Below are 19,171 nucleotides of genomic sequence, written 5' to 3' on the forward strand. Positions count from 1 at the left end.
GTTTTTACATAAGATAATTCACCTATACGAAGGAGCACTTAATCATGAACAGCCGTACCTCCCGCACTCAAATGATGTACACACTAGGTTTTTTGTTTTTTCTAATATCCGCATTCGCTTCATTTTTTACGGGAGTAAAGGTTGGAGCTGACAAGACGGAGGCCAAGTATTCACAGCTGAACGGCCACCCAAGCGCCCAGGAATTCTCCGGCTCCTATCAGCAGCAGGATCTTGTCACCTTTTATCATAACGTATTTTTGCCTTACCGGGAATTCAAGCGCAATTGGAACGTTCAGGTAGACGGTCTTGCCCGCAGCACGGATGCACGCCAGAATGCGGCAACGCTGAAGAATCTGAGTATTCTGGCGGACAAGCAGTATGATAAAGTTACCCAGGATTCGCTCTTCACCAATTCGCCGATGCTCTATGAATCTCAGCTTAATATTCTTAAGAGTCTCACGCTCTTCTCCCAAGCCTCCGGCAAGGTGACTGCGAATGCTTCCGGCGCCGAAGCCGCCAAATTGCTGAGAAGCGACAACTTCACAAGCAGTGCCGTGAGATTCGGGCTGCTGGCCCAAAAGAACTTTTATGATTCCATGCTCAAATGGGGGTCGAAGACCAACGCTTCCATTCCGCAGCAGTCCGGTGAGCTGAAGACACTCTCATTCATTCAGTGGAAAAAAATGCCGCTGCTGCTCAAGAATGCTTCCATCGCTAATATAATGCTGAACCGCGGCATTTACGCCGGATATGATCCGCAGGATATCACTGCCAAGATTGATGACATGATCTACTCCGGGACCGCCAGCTCGCTGAAGCTGAATGATATTCAGTCTTCCGTCACCCTGCTCATCTCCACCGGTGCGGTGCAGGAGCAGGACTTCATCAAGTGGCGGGAACAATATTACGACAAGGAAATCATGCCGCAGCTCCCTTTCTTCTACGAGTAGGACCAGTTATTGCATCATAACGAAAATTACGGTCCACTTCAAGGCGGACCCCCGTCGAAGAATCCTATTGACACACTTGGCATCACCATGTTACATTATGACAAATTAATCAAGCAAAACCGATGATGGAACAAAGATTAGTTGCAGTCTTCAGAGAGCCGGTGGGTGGTGAGAACCGGTGGCGGACATTAATCTTTAGCGCTCCTGAGATATTGTATTGAACACAAGAGTAGATACAATCGGATCACTCCGTTACCAGTGTGGCCTTTGCAGGCCAATGAGGCTGTAGCTTAACCGCTACAGTGAATTAGGGTGGTACCACGACAACTCTCGTCCCTTACTACGGCAGTAGTATGGGGTTGGGAGTTTTTTTGTTGCCATACACCCGTGAATTCGGTATCTCTGCACGCTGATTCTTTTATACGACAACGCGTTACTTCAGTGTTAAGCTGTTCATTCTGCCTCTTGTAGGATTTGGTACTGCGGATTACCCTACCCGGTGATCCTTGGCATATATTAGCTTTCCCATTTGAAGGAGGACAAGAGACCATGTTTAAAGTATTAGTATCGGACCCGATCAGCGATTTGGGCATTCAGCAATTGATGGACGCAAGCGATGTGACTGTAGACAAGAAAACAGGACTAAGTGAAGATGAGCTAATTGCAATCATTGGCGAATATGACGGCTTACTCGTTCGCAGCCAGACTACCGTGACGGACAAAATTATCGCAGCCGGTACTAATCTCAAGGTTATCGGCCGTGCCGGAGTAGGCGTGGACAATATCAAGCTGGAGGCAGCCACCCAGCGCGGTGTAGTTGTTATCAATGCTCCGGACGGCAACACCATTACGACCTGTGAACATGCTTTTGCCATGATGATGGCCTTGGCCCGTCATATTCCTCAAGCCTATGCGAAGACAATTTCCGGCGTATGGGACAGAAAGACCTTCCTCGGCGTAGAGCTGCGCGGCAAAACACTGGGCGTACTCGGTATGGGCCGGATCGGCAGCGAGGTTGCCAAACGCGCCAAAGCCTTCGGCATGAGCATCCTTGCCTATGACCCGTTCCTGACGGCTGACCGTGCAGAGAAAATGGAAGTGACGCTTGCTTCGGTAGATGACATTGTCCGTGGTGCCGACTTCATTACTGTTCATACACCGCTTACCCCGGAGACCCGGCACATGATCTCCCGTCCGCAATTCGAAGTGATGAAAAAAGGTATGCGCATCATTAACTGTGCCCGTGGCGGTGTCATCGATGAAATGGCGCTGGTAGAAGCGATTGACAGCGGCATTGTAGCCGGTGCTGCCTTCGACGTCTTCGAGAAGGAGCCGCCTGAAGCGGACCACCCGTTCCTTACACATCCGAAGATTATCGTGACTCCGCATCTGGGTGCTTCGACGATTGAAGCCCAGGAGAACGTGGCCATCGATGTATCGGAGCAGGTCCTCCATATCCTGCGCAACGAACCATTCATCAACGCGGTGAACATTCCGCCGGTTGCGCCTAGCGTGATGAACAAGCTGCAGCCGTACTTCACCCTCGGCGAGAAGCTGGGCAGCTTCGCTACTCAGATTACGGACGGGGCGATCCGCGAGATCCATGTGGAGTATGCCGGCGATCTCTCGGATGTGGATACCCAGCCGCTTACCCGCTATGTCGTCAAGGGCGTACTCACCCGCCACTTCGCCGGAGATGTGAACATCGTCAACTCGATGCATCTGGCGAAGACGCGCGATGTGAACGTAGTGGTGACCAAGGCTTCCAAAACCAAAGGCTTCACCAATCTCATCACAGTAACACTCAAGGCTGAGCATGATGAAGAGCGTCTGGTTGCCGGCACCCTGCTGCAGGGCTACGGCGAACGGATTGTTAAGGTCAACAAATTCCCGGTCGATATTGCTCCAGAAGGCCACCAGCTTGTCATCTCGCATAATGATAAACCGGGTATCATCGGACTCGTCGGCACCCTGCTTGGCGAGAACGGCGTCAATATCGCATCCATGCAGGTTGGCCGTACTATCATCGGCGGAGCCGCCATTATGCTCCTGACCGTTGATAAGGGTGTGCCGAAGGAGGTCCTGGTGAAGCTGGCCGGACTGCCGGAGATCAACACCGCTGAGGAGATCATTCTGCTCTAATTTTTATTTCTCCACAATAAAACACTCTTCGGGAGTGCGGGCTTAAGCTGCGCACTTCCAAAGAGTGTTTTTTGCGTTTTACTATGAAATCCGGAATGCTGGCACCTGCCGGCCATCGGTGTCCGTAAAGCCGTATTTCCGTGCCAGGTCCCCTACCTTCTGGGGAGTACCCGTCATGGATATCACTTCAGGATCAGCAGCAAGCGCTGCAACTGCGCGTCCGACAAAGGCTGTTGACTCGGTCGTCCTTAGCCCCTCCTCCTCTGTCCAGTGCTCCTCATCTGTACCGAAGCTGTCCAGGACCAGCTCGGTCCGCATCCAGCCGGGAGAGACGGGGATCACCGCGATGCCATCCGCTGCCAGTTCGAGAGACAACCCGTAGGCCATGCGCACCAGCGCATTTTTGGACAAATCATAATAGAAGTTACCGGTGTACTTATACTCATCCCAGAAGGTCGTATGGACGATTAATTTACCCGCCCCCGCTCCTTCGCTGCGCATCAGCGGAATGGCATAATAATTGGTCATCAGCTGCGCCCTTACACCTGAAGTGAACATATTGTCCCAATGTTCCGTAGGCAGCTCCCAAAAAGGATTATTCCAGATCGGCAAATTGTTGCCTCCCCAGACATTGTTAATCAAGATATCCAGTCTGCCCTGCTCTGCGCTAATCTGCCGGATTACAGCTTCTGTCTCACTGTCATTGGTATGATCACAGCGGATCACGGCTCCGTCCCCGCCTGAACGGCGGATCTCAGCCAGCACACCTTCAAGCGTCCTCGCATGTTGCTCCTGCGGTGTACCTGCATTCCTGCCCGTAATGTACACATAGGCACCTGCCTTCGCCAGCTCCAGCGCAATGCCTCTGCCCGCTCCCCTGCTCCCTCCTGTAACCAATGCCACTTTCCCTTGCAGATTTGTCATTTAATCCGCTCCCTTTCATCTATCTTGCCCGGATTAGAAGATCATTTGCGCTAATCCGTACTCTTGTCTAATATAGACCTTATACATGACAACCACTGACATATATAATCAAATAATAAATTCAGGGAGGCCTCCGAATGAGAGCAGACCGTCTGATCACTATCGTTCAACTTTTACAGAGCCGCGGCAAAATCAGCTCCCGGGAGCTGGCACAAACGCTGGAGGTATCCGAACGTACAATCTTCCGGGATATGGAGGCACTTAGCTTCTCCGGCATCCCCGTGCTGGCGGAGCGAGGCCGGGAAGGCGGCTGGAAGCTGGCGGAAGGCTACCGGAATTCCCTGACCGGAATGAACACCAAGGAGATTGCTGCGCTGCTGGTACCCGCTGATCCGGCGATTCTGCGCGCTCTGGGTATTCAGGAGGAGTTCTCCTCGGCCGCCCGCAAGCTGCAAGCCGTCGCTACCAGGCAGCCCGTCACCCCCTTCAGCTTCCTCAGCCAGCGGATTCACATCGACGGAGCCGGGTGGCATCCTTCCGGGGAGACCTATCCCTCCCTATCCGCTTTGCAAGGAGCCTTATGGGAGAACCGCAAGGTGCGAATCACCTATCTGCGCGGGGAGGACACTGCCGAGCGGCTGGTTTCACCGCTGGGGCTGGTAGTCAAGCGCGGCGTCTGGTATTTGGTCGCGGGGCATGATGGCGAGCTGAGGACTTACCGGGTCTCCAGAATCACTGAGGCCAAAGTCACAGAGGAGTCTTTTGAGCAGCCGGAGGATTTCGACCTGCCACACTATTGGGAGGCCTCCACCGCCGCGTTCAAGTCTGCCTTGCCCAGGTACCCCGCCAGCCTGCTTGTCAGGGATCTCACGATGAAGGAGCTGCAGAAGGAGCGATACGTCACTCTGTTGCACCAGGAGCCTTCTGAAGCCCCGGGTTGGATCAGGGCCGAGGCCGAGTTCAACACGCCGGAATCTGCGTGCCGGATCATCCTGTCCCTGGGTCAGGGCATCAAGGTGACCGCACCGCCTGAGCTTGCGGATACGGTTGCTTCGGCTCTGCGTGAAGCGGCAGCATTATACGATTTTTAATAATAGACCAAATGCACTAGTATCCCCTATAATATTACAATACACATTATTATTTATAGGGGGAACTTTACATTATGGACTGGATGAACAAGCTGCCGTTGAAACAAAAAATCGTCACCGGATGTTACCTGGTTGCCGCTTTATTCGCTGTTCCTGTCTTAATCACGCTAATCCTTATGGACAGGCTGCTGATCGGCATTGTTCTTGTCGCAGTCCTGGCAGCACTGACTTACCCGCTTGCGCGCTTTATCGAGAGAACGCTTACATCTTCTTTCGAGGACATCTCCAATGTGACGCACACGATTGCCAAAGGCGACTTCACCAGCCGTGCCGACGAGAATGGCTCCATGGGCGACATTAGCCGCTCCTTCAACACCATGATTGACAAGCTCAAAAAAATTCTCACCGATGCCTCACAGATTACCCGTCAGGTTATGGACGCCAGCCGCGGGATTGAAGACAAGAATCAGAACCTGAAGTTTGTAATGGCACAGGTGGCCTCCTCCTCCAATGAACTGGCTCTCGGTGCTAACGAGATCTCGGTGGATATCGCTGATATGACCGAATCGATCAAGGATATCGAAATCAAAGTCTCCAATTATACGAATTCCACCAAGGAAATGAATAGAAGGTCTGTACATACGCTGGAATTGGTAGAACAAGGCCGGCAATCGGTGGATACCCAAGCCGAAGGCATGCGCAAGAACATCCAGGCTACCCAGAAGGTGGCGGATACGATCGAAGCCCTGTCGCAGAACGCGCGCGGCATTACGATGATTACCAAGACGATTACCGAAATTGCTGAACAGACCAACCTTCTGTCACTCAATGCCTCCATTGAAGCCGCCCGTGCAGGCGAGCATGGCCGTGGCTTCGCTGTCGTTGCCCAGGAGGTGCGCAAACTGGCCGAGGAATCCACCGCTTCAACCAAAGAGGTGTTCGGGCTGGTACGCAGCATTGAAGCGGATATCAAGCAGGCCATTGATAACATCGCCATCAACGAAGAGGTAGTCCAGGTACAGAATGAGATGATAACGGAGACGGCCAATATCTTTGCTCAAATTGTACATAGCGTCCAATACATAACCGAGCAGATCGCCTCCTTCTCCGCAGAGAGTGATCTTATGCTGGAGAGCGCGCTCAAGATCTCCGGGGCGATCGAGAATATCTCAGCCATCACCCAGGAGACCGCCGCAGGGACCGAAGAGGTATCCGCAGCGATGAACGAACAGATTCACGCGCTGCAATCCGTAGCTGAGGAGACAGAGAAGATGACCTCCGCAGTCTTCAATCTGCAAAAAACGATTCATATTTTCAAATTTTAGCCTCGGCACAAAGAGACACGCCTGCGGAATTTTCTGCGGGAGGTGTCTCTTTTTTTGGGCAAAACAAAGAATGTTATGTAATATTCACAAATTGTTGAAATTGTGCATAACACGAAGAATCCTGTTTTGCACTTCTTTACTTTAAATGTTCTAGTACCATAGCTTAACTAGTAGCAGACTCTCCAGCATGCCAATACTTAAGACCTATTAACAGATATTTCAATCCTGTATTTCTCATAAAATCATAACGTTTTGCAGCGAACCCGGGATGCAATGAGGCTTTGTGCTCACTTTACAAAATTATAGCCCTTAATATTCATTTGCATTTTAAGACTTTAGTCTTCCAGAGACAACCATTTTCAAAAGTTTGAAAATCCAAATATCTAGCGATTTTTACTCCTGAATATTCGCTAAATTCCGAGCTTCTTCTCACAAGGGTTATTGACAAAAGAGGAGCAAGGAATATATTGTAAAGGAAAATTCTCCTTTGCTTAATTTATAACCGCATACCGGCAAAATTCACCGAAAGGGAATGACGCAAAGCCATGGATCTACAGTCTCATTTCTGAAGTGGGATCATGACAGCCAGGTTGCTGAAAAACTGTGAACGCCTTAGGTTTCGCGTTTGATTATGGTGATTCGTGCAACAGGCCTGTGCTCCTATTTTTGAGTACAGGTTTTCTATTGCTGACGTATACAAATAACAACTTGCGGGGTGGATGTTCTGAAGACAGTTGCAGATTATATGGCGGAAGCATTACGTAATCTAGGAGTGACACATTCTTTTGGAATCATTGGCAAGTCTATTTGCCCCATCGCTTTGAAAATGGTTGACTATGGCATACAGTTTATTCCCGGCCGGCACGAATCCAGCTCCGGCTTCGCAGCCAGCGGTTATGCTCTGAAGACCGGCAGCCTCGGGGTAGCCTTCGGCACCTCCGGTCCGGGCGGAACGAACCTGCTCACCGCAGCAGCGCATGCCAAGGCCAATAATCTTCCCGTCCTCTTTATCACTGGCCACCAGTCCATCAAGGAGCTGGGCATTCCCCAATGTCAGGATTCCTCTTCCTATCTGGCTGATTTGGCGGATATGTTCCGGCCGGCCACCCTCTTCAGCAAGCTTGTTGAACGCGGCGATCACTTCAGCACGATTTTCAACCATGCCCTATCCATCGCCCTCGGTGACAAAAAAGGTCCGGTCCATCTCTGCATTCCGTTTGATGTGCAGACAGAGCGGCTCGCGGAATGCCGGATTGTTCTGCCGGAACGCGAAGGGCTGGTCAGCTACCAAAACTATGAACGGGTTATTTCGGCGATCAATGAATCCGCCCGACCTCTGATCATTGCCGGTAAAGGCGTCAACCGCTCGGGGGCCCATCAGGAACTGGTCCAGCTGGCCGAAACCTTCAACATTCCTGTAGTCACCTCTCCAGGCGGCAAAGGCGCCATAGCTTATGATCACCCGCTCTATCACGGTCCTGTCGGCGTTGGCGGCTCCTCGCACGGGGATGAATTACTGAACAATAGCGACCTGTTCATTGTTCTGGGCTCCCGTCTCAGCGATATGACCATCTGCAACCTCAAGCTGGAGAATCATCCCCAGCAGCTGATCCAGTTCGATGTAGATCCAACCTTTGTCGGCAAAATACTGTCCTCATCCACCATCGCTGTCGGCGGGGATTTGCGGGACAACCTGGCGCTGTATCTCCAGAAGCTGGACTCCTCTGCGGTTACCAAGCATGAAATCACAATCTCCAATGATTACAATGACGAGCTGCCCGTGCTGGACGGGCTCTCTCTGGCTTCGGTATTGAGCACGATGAGCGATCTGATTCCGTACAACAGCAGCGTGTTTGTAGATGACGGCAGCCATGGCTTCAATGCTGTGAAATGGTTCAATGTGCGCAGGCCCGGCAGCTTCATATTCGATGCCTACTTTGCCTGCATGGGCAATTCAATTGGCATGGCGATCGGCGCCAAGACCGCCTCACCCGGGGAGACTGTCTTCTGTATTACCGGGGACGGCTGTTTTATGATGCTCGGAGCTGAAATAAACACCGCCGTTTGCCAGGACATTCCGGTGATTTTCATCGTGGTGAACAATATGCAGCTGGATATGGCGCTCAAGGGCATGGAGAAAACTACCGGCCGGATTGACGGTACGATCTTCGAGGTTCCGATGGATGCCGTGAAATTCGCCGAATCTCTGGGTGCAGCCGGCTTTCGCTGTGAGACGCAGGAAGAGTTCGAAGCGGCAATCCGCGAAGCTGTAGCCCTTAACAAGGCAGCTGTCATTGAGCTGTTGACTGACCGAGATGAGATGCCTCCTACGGCCCACCGTACACTGGATCTTACGTAAGGAAGCCGTTTTCACACACCTTTTCCAACTTACTATCAGGAGGCCAAAGCGTGAACAAGAACATGAACAGCGGACTCGATCATTTCACTGATCTCTCAGGAGATTATGGGGCCAAGGCACTGGCTCCAATCAAAGAGCATTTTCCGGAATTAGCCGAATATATCATGGGCAATGCCTATGGCGATATTTTTCAACGGACCACGATTGGCTCTGACTGGAAAGAGATTGCGGTGATCTCGTCTCTGATTACGATGGGGCAATATGAGCAGTTAGGTGTTCATTATGTAATGGCGCTCCGTGTTGGCATGACCGTTGAGCAGATCAAGGGTGTGCTGCTGCATCTGGTTCCTTGTATCGGTGCCCCCCGGGTGATTTCGGCCTTTAATGTGCTGCTGGATACCCTGGAGGAGATCAGAGAAAAATCTTCATAATTCTACAATTTTCGACTTTCTGGTTGCGCATTTTAGACGGATCTGGTTATAATGGAGGTAAAATATCCCAAATTCAACTGCGGTTTGTCGAATAGAGTCGCAGGAACGATATTTTGGAGGTATTACAACTTACACATAGGGAGAGATCAACATGGGACAATTTATTTTGAAGACAGACACTGCGAAGAAAATAATCAATATTGAGCTGGAAGGAACCTTTTCTAACGAGGACGGACTCAAATCTATTCAGGCTTACCAGCAGACCATCAACCCGATTACCCCTGCTGAATATGCGCTGGATATCGACTGCCGCAAGCTGAATGTAACCGCTCCTGATGTTGTGCCGCTGCTTGAAGGCTGCTTCATCATGTTCAAGGCAGACGGCTTCCAGAAAGTAAGTCTTACCCTGGAGAATAACCCGATCCTCAAAATGCAGCTGGCCCGCCTGGGCCGCAAAGCCGGACTTGAGAACCTGGAGATCACTTCAACCGTACAAGCTTAGTTAATCTTTTTTAAACCAAAATCATCTGCTTGAAACTCACGGCTTAGTACACCCAATCCGCTTGACTGTTTATGATGCGAGTTTGCGGAATATATTCGAGGAAGTATAGCCAACAAAACTTTTGGGGGGTCTACACTATGGCTGGGATTCGTATTAAGGACATTGATATCTACCATCCAGGCAAAAGAATCGGCAATGACTTTTTCATTCAGCATTTTGACGACAAAGGTATTGATATCCGTGGACTGCTGGCTACTCTGGGCCGTGAGAACCGCTACAGCATCGACAGCCCGGATGAGAACTCTCTGACAATGGCTTTTGAAGCCGCAAGCAATGTTCTGGAGAAGACCGGTCTAACCGGCCCTGATATTGACCTGATCGCTTATGCAAGCCAGACCCCTGAATATATATTTCCAACGAACTCCTTGATGATTCACCGCCTGATTAACGGCGCTTCGCATACCATCTGTATTGACAGCAATGCCAACTGTGCCGGAATGACCGCTTCGGTTGAACAGGTCAGCCGCCAGATGATGGCGAACCCGAGAATCCGCCGTGCCCTGGTCATCGGCTCCGATTACGTAGCGCCGCATGCGGACAAGAATGATCCAGTGTATTATGCGAACTTCGGTGATGCCGCTGCCGCGCTCATCCTGGAACGCGATGAGCATTCGGTCGGCTTCATAGACTCTATCTATCAGACAGACACCTGTGTGTATGGCAACTCCCTTTTCCCGGCAGAAGGCCTGGCTCAGCTCGGACGCGCCGGTGTTGCTGTAGGAGAGTTCAATGTGAAGTTCATACCGTTCGATGATTCCATCTGTGTGGATGCCGCCTCCGAATCGATTAACACTCTGCTAAGCAACAACGGGATTGCCCCCGAGTCGGTCAAGGCTGCCTGCTTCTCACAGTTGTCTCTTCCGAACATCAAGGCGGTCTCCGGCAAAATAGGCATTGACCCTGAGGCCGCAGTCTACATAGGCGACGAGTTCGGTTATACCTCGACCAGCAGCCCGTTCATTGCCCTTCACAGAGCCGTCACTACAAGGCAGCTTGAACGCGGAGACAAGGTCCTGTTCTGGACCGTAGGTGCCGGATGGCAGAATGTCGCATTTGTAATGGAGTACTAATCTTACCGTTTATCGTGTGAAACATATAATTTCTTATATTTTCAATTAAAAAAACGGCCCGCAGCAGAGTTTCTGCCAGCGGGCCGTTTCTGTTCTATACCACTACTCTGCTCTAACGTCTGCCTCGTGCTTACCCTCATGCTTCTCCCAGCCCATCGTGCGCGACACAGCATCCTGCCAGGCGCCGTATCTGCGTTCCCGCTCCTCCGGCTCCATCTGCGGCGAGAAGACCTTCTCGGCGGTGTTGAAGCTCTCCAGCTGCTCACGGGTCCATACTCCGGAGGTGAGCCCGGCGAGCAGCGCAGCACCAAGTGCCGTAGTCTCCGCATAGGTTGTACGTGTCACTTCGCTGCCCAGAATATCAGCCTGGAACTGCATCAGCAGATTGTTGCGCACCGCACCGCCATCCACTCTTAGCCCGGTGAGCGGCATGCCGGCATCCTTCTGCATGGCGTCGATGACATCACGGGACTGGAAGGCCAGTGATTCCAGCGTCGCCCGTACCAGATGTGCGGAGGTGGTACCCCGCGTCAAGCCGAATATGGCACCCCGCGCATACATATCCCAGTAAGGCGCACCCAGTCCGGTAAAGGCCGGCACCACCACAACCCCTTCACTCTCGTCCACCTCGCTGGCCTTCTCTTCCGAGTCAGCGGGCGCGACGATCAGCCCCAGCCCCTCCTGCAGCCACTGCACTGCCGCTCCAGCCACAAACACACTGCCCTCCAGCGCATAATAGAGCTCATCACCCATGCCCCAGGCTACCGTGGTCAATAGGCCGTGACTGGATGCCACAGCTTCAGTGCCTGTATTCATAAGGATGAAGCAACCTGTTCCATAGGTATTCTTGGCACTGCCGGCTTCCAGACAGGTATGGCCAAAGAGTGCTGCCTGCTGGTCCCCCAGCACCGACCGGATAGGAATCTCCAGACCGAACCACTGCGGGTCACAGACACCGAAGTCTCCGCCCGACATCCTTACCCCCGGCAGTATGGACGGCGGAATACGCAGCGTGTCCATCAGCTCTTCATCCCACTGGCGCTCGTGCAGGTTATACAGCATCGTTCTTGAAGCATTGGTAACGTCTGTAGCGTGTACAGCGCCCCCGGTCAGCTTCCAGATCAGCCAGGTGTCTATCGTTCCCGCCAGGAGCTCTCCCTTGGCTGCCCGGTCTCTTGCTCCCGGCACATGATCCAGAATCCACGCCAGCTTGGTGGCCGAGAAATACGCGTCAATGACCAGCCCCGTCTTGTCCGCAATGACTCCGGCCATCCCGCGTGACTTCAGCTCCTCACATTGGTCTGCCGTCCGGCGGTCCTGCCAGACAATAGCCGGATAGATCGGCACTCCTGTGATTTTATCCCATATAAGTGCCGTCTCCCGCTGGTTGGTAATGCCGATAGCCGTTATGTGATCAGCCGGTACGGAGCTTGCTGCAATGGCATCTCTGGCTGCTGCAAGCTGACTTTCCCAGATCTGCTCCGGGTCATGCTCAACCCAGCCTGGGCGGGGAAAGGATTGCTTGATCTCATACTGCCCTTGTGAGATCATTTCCGCCTCTGCATCAAAGAGAATTGCCCGTGAGCTGGTAGTACCTTGGTCCAAGGATAAGATCATAATGCCCAGCCTCCTGTAAGCCTTAGCTTGAAATATGTTTCACGATGAACAATATTAATGTGGTGATTTCAACAAAAAGCACCTCTGCTCTCAGAGGCGCTGTCATGCATGGTCTTGGTTTACTGTTTTTCGACAGGAAGCCGCAGGGTAAACGTGGTGCCTTCTCCGAGCTTGCTGGAGGCATAAATGCTGCCGTGATGCGATTCGACGATATTCTTCACGATTGCCAGCCCCAGCCCCGTACCGCCCGACTCCCCGCGCAGACGCGCTTTATCGGCTTTGTAGAAGCGTTCGAAGATAAACGGCAGATCCTCGGGATTGATTCCAACCCCCTGGTCTCTGATCGCGATCTCCACCAGACTCCTGCCCTCCAGCACTACTGTACTTGCCAGAATGGAGATTCTCCGGTTAGCCGGGGTGTGGCGGAAGGCATTATCCAGCAGATTGGTCAGCACCTGCTCCAGCTTGTCTTCATCGGCAGCCCCCAGCAGCAGCTCCTGCTCGGGCCGCTTCAGTTCAAGCATAATATCCCGCTCCTTGGCTCTGACGGAGAACTTGCGGTATACCCGCTCCAGCAATTCTCCCACATCTACCTGAGCCTTAAGCATATCTGTATGTCCTGCTTCCATGCGCGCCAGGTCCAGCAGATCCTTCACCAGACGGCCCATACGCAAGGATTCATCATGAATAACCTGAACCAGCTCGCTGCTCTCCTCCGGTGAGGAGGCCATTCCGTCCAGCAGCGCTTCGCTGTAGCCCTGCATCATCGACAGCGGGGTGCGGATCTCATGCGATACATTGGCCACGAAATCACGCCGCATCTTCTCCAGACGTACCTCCTCCGTCACATCACGCAGAACGGCAACGGCTCCGCGCAGATGATCTTCGGAATATAGCGGTGCCATATGCACCGACCATACCCCCTGCCGGACATGAACATTGGAGCGCTGATCGCCCCCATCCTCAAGGGTGCTGAAGAACAATGGACACAGCGGCGGCGGCACCTCACTGGAAGTAGAGGCCTTCGGAACGGTTCCGTTATCTTCTTCCTCCTCCCAGGTAAGATCACTCCAGGTTTCGAGGAGGGTCTGGCCATGCGGATTGGTGAGGATGATCCGTCCTTCGATATCGAAGGTGATCACCGCATCGCTCATGCTCCGCAGGACACTGGATAAATGCCCTTTTTCATTATTCAGACTGCGTATATTCTCTTCCAGCTCTTCCGCCATATGGTTAAACGATGTGGCGAGCTGGCCGATCTCATCGCTCGTGACCAGGGTCAATCTTGTTCCATATTCGCCGCGGCGGATCGCATTCGCTGCTTCAATGACCTGCTGCATCGGTTGTGTGATCTTCGTGAACAGGAACAGGGCAAAGAAGGTGGTCAGCGAAAACCCGATCATGCACGTGTACAAGAACAGGCGCTTGATCGCCCCGGAATTGGTGAAATTACTGTCGATGTACGGCAGCAGAAACAGCCCGAGTGTAATAAGCACGACAGCAACCAGAAAGATGATCGTGATCCACAGCTTACCGACAAGGCTTCTCCAGAAGTTCACTTATTTAGGCACCTCAAGCTTATAGCCTACTCCCCATACCGTTGTAATCATCGCTGCCGATTCCGGGGATACCTTATTCAGTTTTTCACGCAGACGCTTGACATGGGTATCCACGGTACGCAGATCACCGAAGAACTCGTAATTCCATACATCCTTCAGCAGCTCCTCACGCGAGAATACCTTGTCCGGTGAGATGGCCAGATAATGCAGCAGCTCGTATTCCTTGGGCGTCAGACTTACCTCTTGGCCGCCTGCGCTTACGCGGTGTGCATCATGCTCAATAATCAGGAACGGGAACACGATATTGTTGCTTGAATTACTCTCTTTGGACAAAAATGCTGTTGCGGAAGAACGGCGCATGATCGCCTTGACCCGGTAGATCACCTCGCGCGGACTGAACGGCTTGACGACATAATCGTCTGCCCCCATCTCAAAGCCCTGCACCCGGTTGATCTCCTCACCCTTAGCGGTAAGCATCAGGACCGGTGTGGACTTCACCCCTCTGAGCCGGGTCAGCACTTCAATCCCGTCAATACCCGGCAGCATCACATCCAGCAGAATCAGACCGTAGTCATTGGCGGTTGCTTTGCGCAGGGCAATCTCCCCGTCCTCAGCCTCATCAATCTCATAGCCTTCTTTTTCAAGATACATTTTGAGCAGGCGGCGGATGCGTTCTTCGTCATCCACCACCAGAATTCTATTCAAGTGATCAGCCATTTACACAACAACCCCTTCATCAATTACAGTAGAACGTCACCCTGGATCATAAGCGTGCCCGGAGAAGCCCGGGCTTATCAGTCCGTTCCCGCATATGAATGAAGTCCGGCTATAACCAGGTTAACGCCGACCAGGGTAAACATTACGATTAGAAAGCCGAGTACAGCGAGCCAAGCGGATTTGCGCCCCTGCCATCCGCGGGCCAGCCGCAAATGGAGATACGCACTGTAGAACAGCCAGGTGACGAGTGCCCAGACTTCCTTGGGGTCCCATCCCCAGAATCTGCCCCAAGCCACCTCGGCCCATATCATTGCAAAAATCAAAGCCCCAAGTGTGAAAATCGGAAACCCGATGGCGATTGCCCTGTAGGTAATCTCATCCAGGTCATTCTCATCGATTCCATCAAGTACCGGATGAAGGGCCTTCCCCAGCGGCTTACGCACGGCCAGCCGAAGAATACCATACAGGAGCAGTCCGGACAGCAGTGACCAGATCACGGTGTTGAACTTGCGCCCGGCATTGACGCCATTCATCCAGGAAGGTGCTTGAAACAAAGGCTTCTGCAGCCCAAGAAACGGCTGGAAGCTCTCAATTTCGCTATGGTACGGTGCCACAATCGGCGGCATTTTATAACTTACTTTCTCTATTGTACTATCTTCCTGCCCGGAGCTGTCAATCGTAACGTTAGAACGGACAAAAACAGATTCATAGCCCGCGCCGCGGAAGGCAAATACAGATCCAAGAAACCCAATTATAACAATGATCGAGAACAGAGTAAATTCGACCAGCCGCTGCTGCTTGCGGTCACTGCGTTCCTTGCTGTCAAATTTCACTGTCCGCAGCAGATACATCAGTCCGGCGGCAAAGCCTACCGCGAAGAAGGACTCCCCGAGCGCAGCAAGCGTGACATGAATATTCAGATAGATTGATTTCAGTGACGGGATGAGCGGCTGAACCTCCTGCGGAAATACCGCAGCATAGGCCATTACAACAATCGAGATCGGAACCGCAAATACCCCGAGAATCATCTTGCGGTAGATGGCGAAGATCACCGTAAAGGCAACCATTACCATCATCGATAGGAAGGTCATGAACTCATACATATTGCTTACCGGAATATGACCGGCCCCGATCCAGCGGGTAATAAAGTAGGCCAGATGGCAGAGCAGTCCGAGTGAGGAGGTGATAAAAGCAATCCGGCCCCACCGTGCCGTATGCTCCTCCGGCTTCCTGCCTGACCATTTGCGGCCCATAATGGCAATGGTGAACAACATGAAGGCACCGCTGTATAAGAAAAATGCGGCTATAAAGACGTCACTGCTGAAATCGAGCAAGTTCATGCCATGCCTCCTCCGTTGTCCAATGATTTGTCATCGACTGTCATGTCTATCTGCTCCAGAATAGAAACGAGCTCACGGCGGAAGCCGAACCAGTTCTTGTTCGTATGGCCTCCAAGCACCAGCTGTCCGTCCTCAACGATCAGCCAGATGCGTCTGTGCTGCCAATAGAAGCCGAGAATCAGCCCCAGCATGACAATACCCGCACCAATCCAGACGAACGGCATGGCCCGGTCCACACGTATATTGAGATAGGTGGTGGATTCCGAGAAATCCACATCCGTCATACTGCCGACCTCAAGCTCCAGAAACCGTGTGCCGCCTCCAAGCTTGTCGTTGATGGCCACCTGCTGGAAGCGCTCCTTGTCCACCTGCTTCGGGAAATAGAAATATTGCTGCCCCTCTGCCGGCAGATCCGGTCCATGGATCAGGAAGAGAAACGCCGGAGCGTTCGGATAAGGGGAGGTGGAGACCGGACGGCCCTCCTCATTCAATCCGAAATCCATATACTTCTCCTTCAGCTCAAGCGTGTACGGTCCCGCCTTGAAGCTGCGCTGCGGATTCTTCATATCCAGTCTGAACTTGCCGTAGCTCTCACCGGTAGAAGCATTCACAAGATCAGGCTGCACGGAACGCAGTACAGGCGTAAGATCATAGTCAAACTGATACGCTTTCATTCCTTGGTAGCTCAGCGGAGAATTCACCTGAATGTTATGCCTGGCAACTTCCGCAAGCTGAGGCTCCTTGGAAGGATCGCTGCAGTCTGCCGTGCATTCATATAGAACCGCCTTCGTCTCGTAAAGCTTAGGGAGGGTCTTCTTGCCCCGGAATTCCTCGGGCATCTCTTCTTCACTATAGAATTCTACCGTGAACTTCTCATTCTTCAGGTACATGCTGGTGTCCGGTATCCTCACCGTCTCTCCCTGCGGGAAAGCAAGATGCTGATCCATATTCAGACCCGGCAGTCCCCTGGCAAGCACAGCAAGCAAAAATATAATCAGGCCAATATGTATTACATAAGGTCCCCAGCGGCTGAAACGGTGTTTCTCGGCCAGTAATGCGCCTCCCTCCGCCCGCACGCGGTACCCTTTCTTCTTAAGCGGCTGAACGATCCGGGCCACCCATTCCTCCGGCTCCCCCTCAACCTCTGTATTTAGCGTAAGCTTTTGACGGGTAAGGAACTGTCGGTGCTTGCGGATCTTCTGCCGGGTTAGTGCCTTGTAGAGCGGAAGCACGCGGTCCAGGCTGCAGATGACCAGAGAAGCTCCGATCATGACCAGCAGCGTCACGAACCACCAGGATTCATAGGTATGCGAAAGGCCGAGTCTATAATATATATTCCCGGCTGTTCCATACGTTTGTTCATAATAGGTTGAAGCGTCAATATTCAAAAAGGTGCCTTCTTGTGGAAAAATCGTACCGAGCATCGCACCCAGCAGCGTCAGCACAATCAGGTAGATAGCTATTTTGACGGAGGAAAAAAAGTTCCAGATCTTGTCGATCACTCCCGGACTTACCCGTTGTGAACGGCGGGCCACCCCATCGTAGCGCATCTCCAGGTTCCCCGAGGCGTTCTCTTCCTTCTCATCCAGCGGCTTGCCGCACGCTTCACAGAGAACCGTTCCTACAGGATTCTGGTGACCGCATTCGCATTTGGTGTTGCTGATCAGCGGCTCATGCTTACTCATGGTTCCACCAGCTTCCCGATTTGCTCGTCAAGCGAGCTCAGATCCAGCTGGCCGATATGAATGCTGTCCACCCTGCCCTTCGTATTAATGAAGAAGGTGGTAGGCAGCGGGGAGACCCCGTAGCTGCGGACCGCGTCGCGTCCCTTATCCATCACAACCGGAAAATCAATATCCACGAGCTTCACGAAATTGTCCACTGTCATCTGATCCTCGCCCACATTCACGCCCAAGACTACGACACCCTGGTACTTCCATTTCTCCCACTGTGCCTGGAGGGCAGGCATTTCCTTCACGCATGGTGCGCACCAGGAGCCCCAGAAGTTCAGTACAACCGACTTCCCTCTGAATTCCTCCAGCGTATGGGTTGCACCATCCAGCCCAAGCAATTCAAAATTCGGCGCTTTCCCACCTTCTTCAAGCTTGCCGTCTCCCCCGAACACAGAGGAGCTGATGGCATAACCCCCAAGCAGAACGATTAGAAATAGTATCACGATTTGGATTGGCTTCCTGGCTTTGCCCATACAGGGGTACCCCCTTCTGTGACGCAACTCATTACTTTAGTTGTAAGGTGTGAACATCCTATGAACATTATAACGAATATTGTCACAGTTTTAGGAGGGGGAATTGTGAACTTTATGTGTCTTTGCGTGTCTGATTGTCCCGAAGCATTCCCGCTTTGGCAATTTGCTGCAGATGATTGATCTCATCCTTGGTCAAATGGCGGTAGGAGCCGCGCTTGAGATTCTGTAGCATGATATCCCCGAAGGAAATCCGCTTCAGACGGATAACCGGATGCGACACAGCCTCGAACATCCGCCGGACTTGGCGGTTGCGGCCTTCATGGATCGTGATGCTGATTACCGCTTCTTTATTGGCTTCATCAATATCCTTGTATTCAACTTCCGCCGGAGCGGTCATGCCGTCTTCCAGCTTAATGCCGGCCTTCAGCTTGTCCAGCGCTGTGCCATGCGGTACACCCTTGACCGTGGCCAGATACGTCTTCGGCACATGATGCTTCGGATGCGTGAGCAGGTTGGCAAACTCACCGTCATTCGTCAGCAGCAGCAGCCCTTCCGTATCGTAGTCCAAGCGGCCTACAGGGTATACGCGCTCTGTGATTCCTTTCAGATAATCCGTTACTACCTTGCGGCCCTTGTCATCCGAGGCGCTTGTAATTACACCTTTGGGCTTGTTGAACATAATATAGATTTTATTCTCGCCCCGGACCAGTCTGCCCGAGACTTTAATAATATCGGTTGCGGGGTCCACCTTCGTGCCAAGCGTAGTTACGAGTTCCCCGTTGACTTCCACTTTACCGGCCAAAATCATTTCTTCACATTTGCGTCTGGACGCAACACCTGCTTGCGCCAATATTTTCTGTAATCTTTCCATTTTCGAC

16 protein-coding genes, 1 riboswitch and 1 other annotated feature are annotated in these 19,171 nt (G+C 52.3%); of the genes, 8 read left to right on the forward strand and 8 right to left on the reverse strand.

Translation table 11 applies throughout. The features are described 5' to 3' along the window. Positions 1-44: 44 nt before the first annotated feature. Both NST43_RS19345 and serA read left to right on the forward strand, forming a co-directional pair. Positions 45-950: a hypothetical protein gene (locus tag NST43_RS19345; protein WP_209993936.1), complete on the forward strand. Its 906-nt coding sequence runs from the start codon at positions 45-47 to the stop codon at positions 948-950. A gap of 113 nt (positions 951-1,063) precedes the next feature. Then, positions 1,064-1,291 (forward strand) — a binding site (T-box leader). A gap of 208 nt (positions 1,292-1,499) precedes the next feature. Beyond that, the gene (serA, locus tag NST43_RS19350) at positions 1,500-3,092 is read left to right on the forward strand and encodes a phosphoglycerate dehydrogenase (protein WP_339218782.1); all 1,593 of its coding nucleotides are present in this window, start codon (positions 1,500-1,502) and stop codon (positions 3,090-3,092) included. A gap of 81 nt (positions 3,093-3,173) precedes the next feature. Here serA and NST43_RS19355 read toward each other — a convergent pair whose 3' ends face one another. Next, complete coding sequence (locus tag NST43_RS19355) at positions 3,174-4,016, reverse strand: SDR family NAD(P)-dependent oxidoreductase (RefSeq protein WP_339218784.1); 843 nt, start codon at positions 4,014-4,016, stop codon at positions 3,174-3,176. A 137-nt stretch (positions 4,017-4,153) separates the two neighbouring features. On the opposite strand from NST43_RS19355, the gene NST43_RS19360 reads away from it, so the two are divergent. The 6 genes from NST43_RS19360 (at position 4,154) to NST43_RS19385 (ending at position 10,854) form a co-directional block, all read left to right on the forward strand. Beyond that, on the forward strand, positions 4,154-5,107 hold the full coding sequence (locus tag NST43_RS19360) for a YafY family protein (RefSeq protein ID WP_339218786.1): 954 nt from the start codon (positions 4,154-4,156) through the stop codon (positions 5,105-5,107). 74 nt (positions 5,108-5,181) lie between these two features. Beyond that, complete coding sequence (locus NST43_RS19365; RefSeq protein WP_339218787.1) at positions 5,182-6,432, forward strand: methyl-accepting chemotaxis protein; 1,251 nt, start codon at positions 5,182-5,184, stop codon at positions 6,430-6,432. A 501-nt stretch (positions 6,433-6,933) separates the two neighbouring features. Beyond that, positions 6,934-7,030, forward strand: a riboswitch (cyclic di-GMP riboswitch). 117 nt (positions 7,031-7,147) lie between these two features. Beyond that, a complete protein-coding gene (locus NST43_RS19370; protein WP_339218789.1) occupies positions 7,148-8,791 on the forward strand; it encodes a thiamine pyrophosphate-binding protein in 1,644 nt (547 codons plus the stop codon). Positions 8,792-8,841: 50 nt separating this feature from the next. Then, positions 8,842-9,222, forward strand: a complete 381-nt coding sequence (locus tag NST43_RS19375; protein WP_339218790.1) for a carboxymuconolactone decarboxylase family protein — start codon at positions 8,842-8,844, stop codon at positions 9,220-9,222. A gap of 151 nt (positions 9,223-9,373) precedes the next feature. After that, entirely contained in the window at positions 9,374-9,724 is a 351-nt protein-coding gene (locus tag NST43_RS19380; RefSeq protein ID WP_209993943.1) for a hypothetical protein, read from the forward strand. Positions 9,725-9,861: 137 nt separating this feature from the next. Then, positions 9,862-10,854: a 3-oxoacyl-[acyl-carrier-protein] synthase III C-terminal domain-containing protein gene (locus NST43_RS19385; RefSeq protein WP_339218791.1), complete on the forward strand. Its 993-nt coding sequence runs from the start codon at positions 9,862-9,864 to the stop codon at positions 10,852-10,854. A 102-nt stretch (positions 10,855-10,956) separates the two neighbouring features. Here the strand turns inward: NST43_RS19385 and glpK are convergent, their stop codons facing one another. From glpK to NST43_RS19420, 7 genes are all read right to left on the reverse strand, one after another. Beyond that, on the reverse strand, positions 10,957-12,471 hold the full coding sequence (gene glpK, locus NST43_RS19390) for a glycerol kinase GlpK (RefSeq protein WP_339218793.1): 1,515 nt from the start codon (positions 12,469-12,471) through the stop codon (positions 10,957-10,959). Positions 12,472-12,590: 119 nt separating this feature from the next. Then, positions 12,591-14,030, reverse strand: a complete 1,440-nt coding sequence (locus tag NST43_RS19395; RefSeq protein WP_339218795.1) for an ATP-binding protein — start codon at positions 14,028-14,030, stop codon at positions 12,591-12,593. Further along, on the reverse strand, positions 14,031-14,747 hold the full coding sequence (locus tag NST43_RS19400) for a response regulator transcription factor (protein WP_036698191.1): 717 nt from the start codon (positions 14,745-14,747) through the stop codon (positions 14,031-14,033). It lies immediately after the preceding gene. A 77-nt stretch (positions 14,748-14,824) separates the two neighbouring features. Beyond that, positions 14,825-16,087, reverse strand: coding sequence for a cytochrome c biogenesis protein CcsA (gene ccsA / locus NST43_RS19405; protein WP_209993947.1), 1,263 nt, complete (start codon positions 16,085-16,087; stop codon positions 14,825-14,827). Beyond that, entirely contained in the window at positions 16,084-17,772 is a 1,689-nt protein-coding gene (locus tag NST43_RS19410; RefSeq protein WP_339218797.1) for a cytochrome c biogenesis protein ResB, read from the reverse strand. The genes ccsA and NST43_RS19410 overlap by 4 nt, the downstream gene beginning before the upstream one ends. After that, positions 17,769-18,293 carry a thiol-disulfide oxidoreductase ResA gene (gene resA / locus NST43_RS19415; protein WP_339218799.1) on the reverse strand — a complete coding sequence of 175 codons (525 nt, stop codon included), beginning with the start codon at positions 18,291-18,293 and terminating at the stop codon, positions 17,769-17,771. The genes NST43_RS19410 and resA overlap by 4 nt, the downstream gene beginning before the upstream one ends. A gap of 112 nt (positions 18,294-18,405) precedes the next feature. Further along, a complete protein-coding gene (locus tag NST43_RS19420) occupies positions 18,406-19,164 on the reverse strand; it encodes a pseudouridine synthase (protein WP_209993949.1) in 759 nt (252 codons plus the stop codon). Positions 19,165-19,171 lie beyond the last annotated feature (7 nt).

The organism is Paenibacillus sp. FSL H8-0332 (genome assembly GCF_037963835.1).
GTDB classification, from domain to species: Bacteria; Bacillota; Bacilli; order Paenibacillales; family Paenibacillaceae; genus Paenibacillus_AQ; species Paenibacillus_AQ rhizoplanae.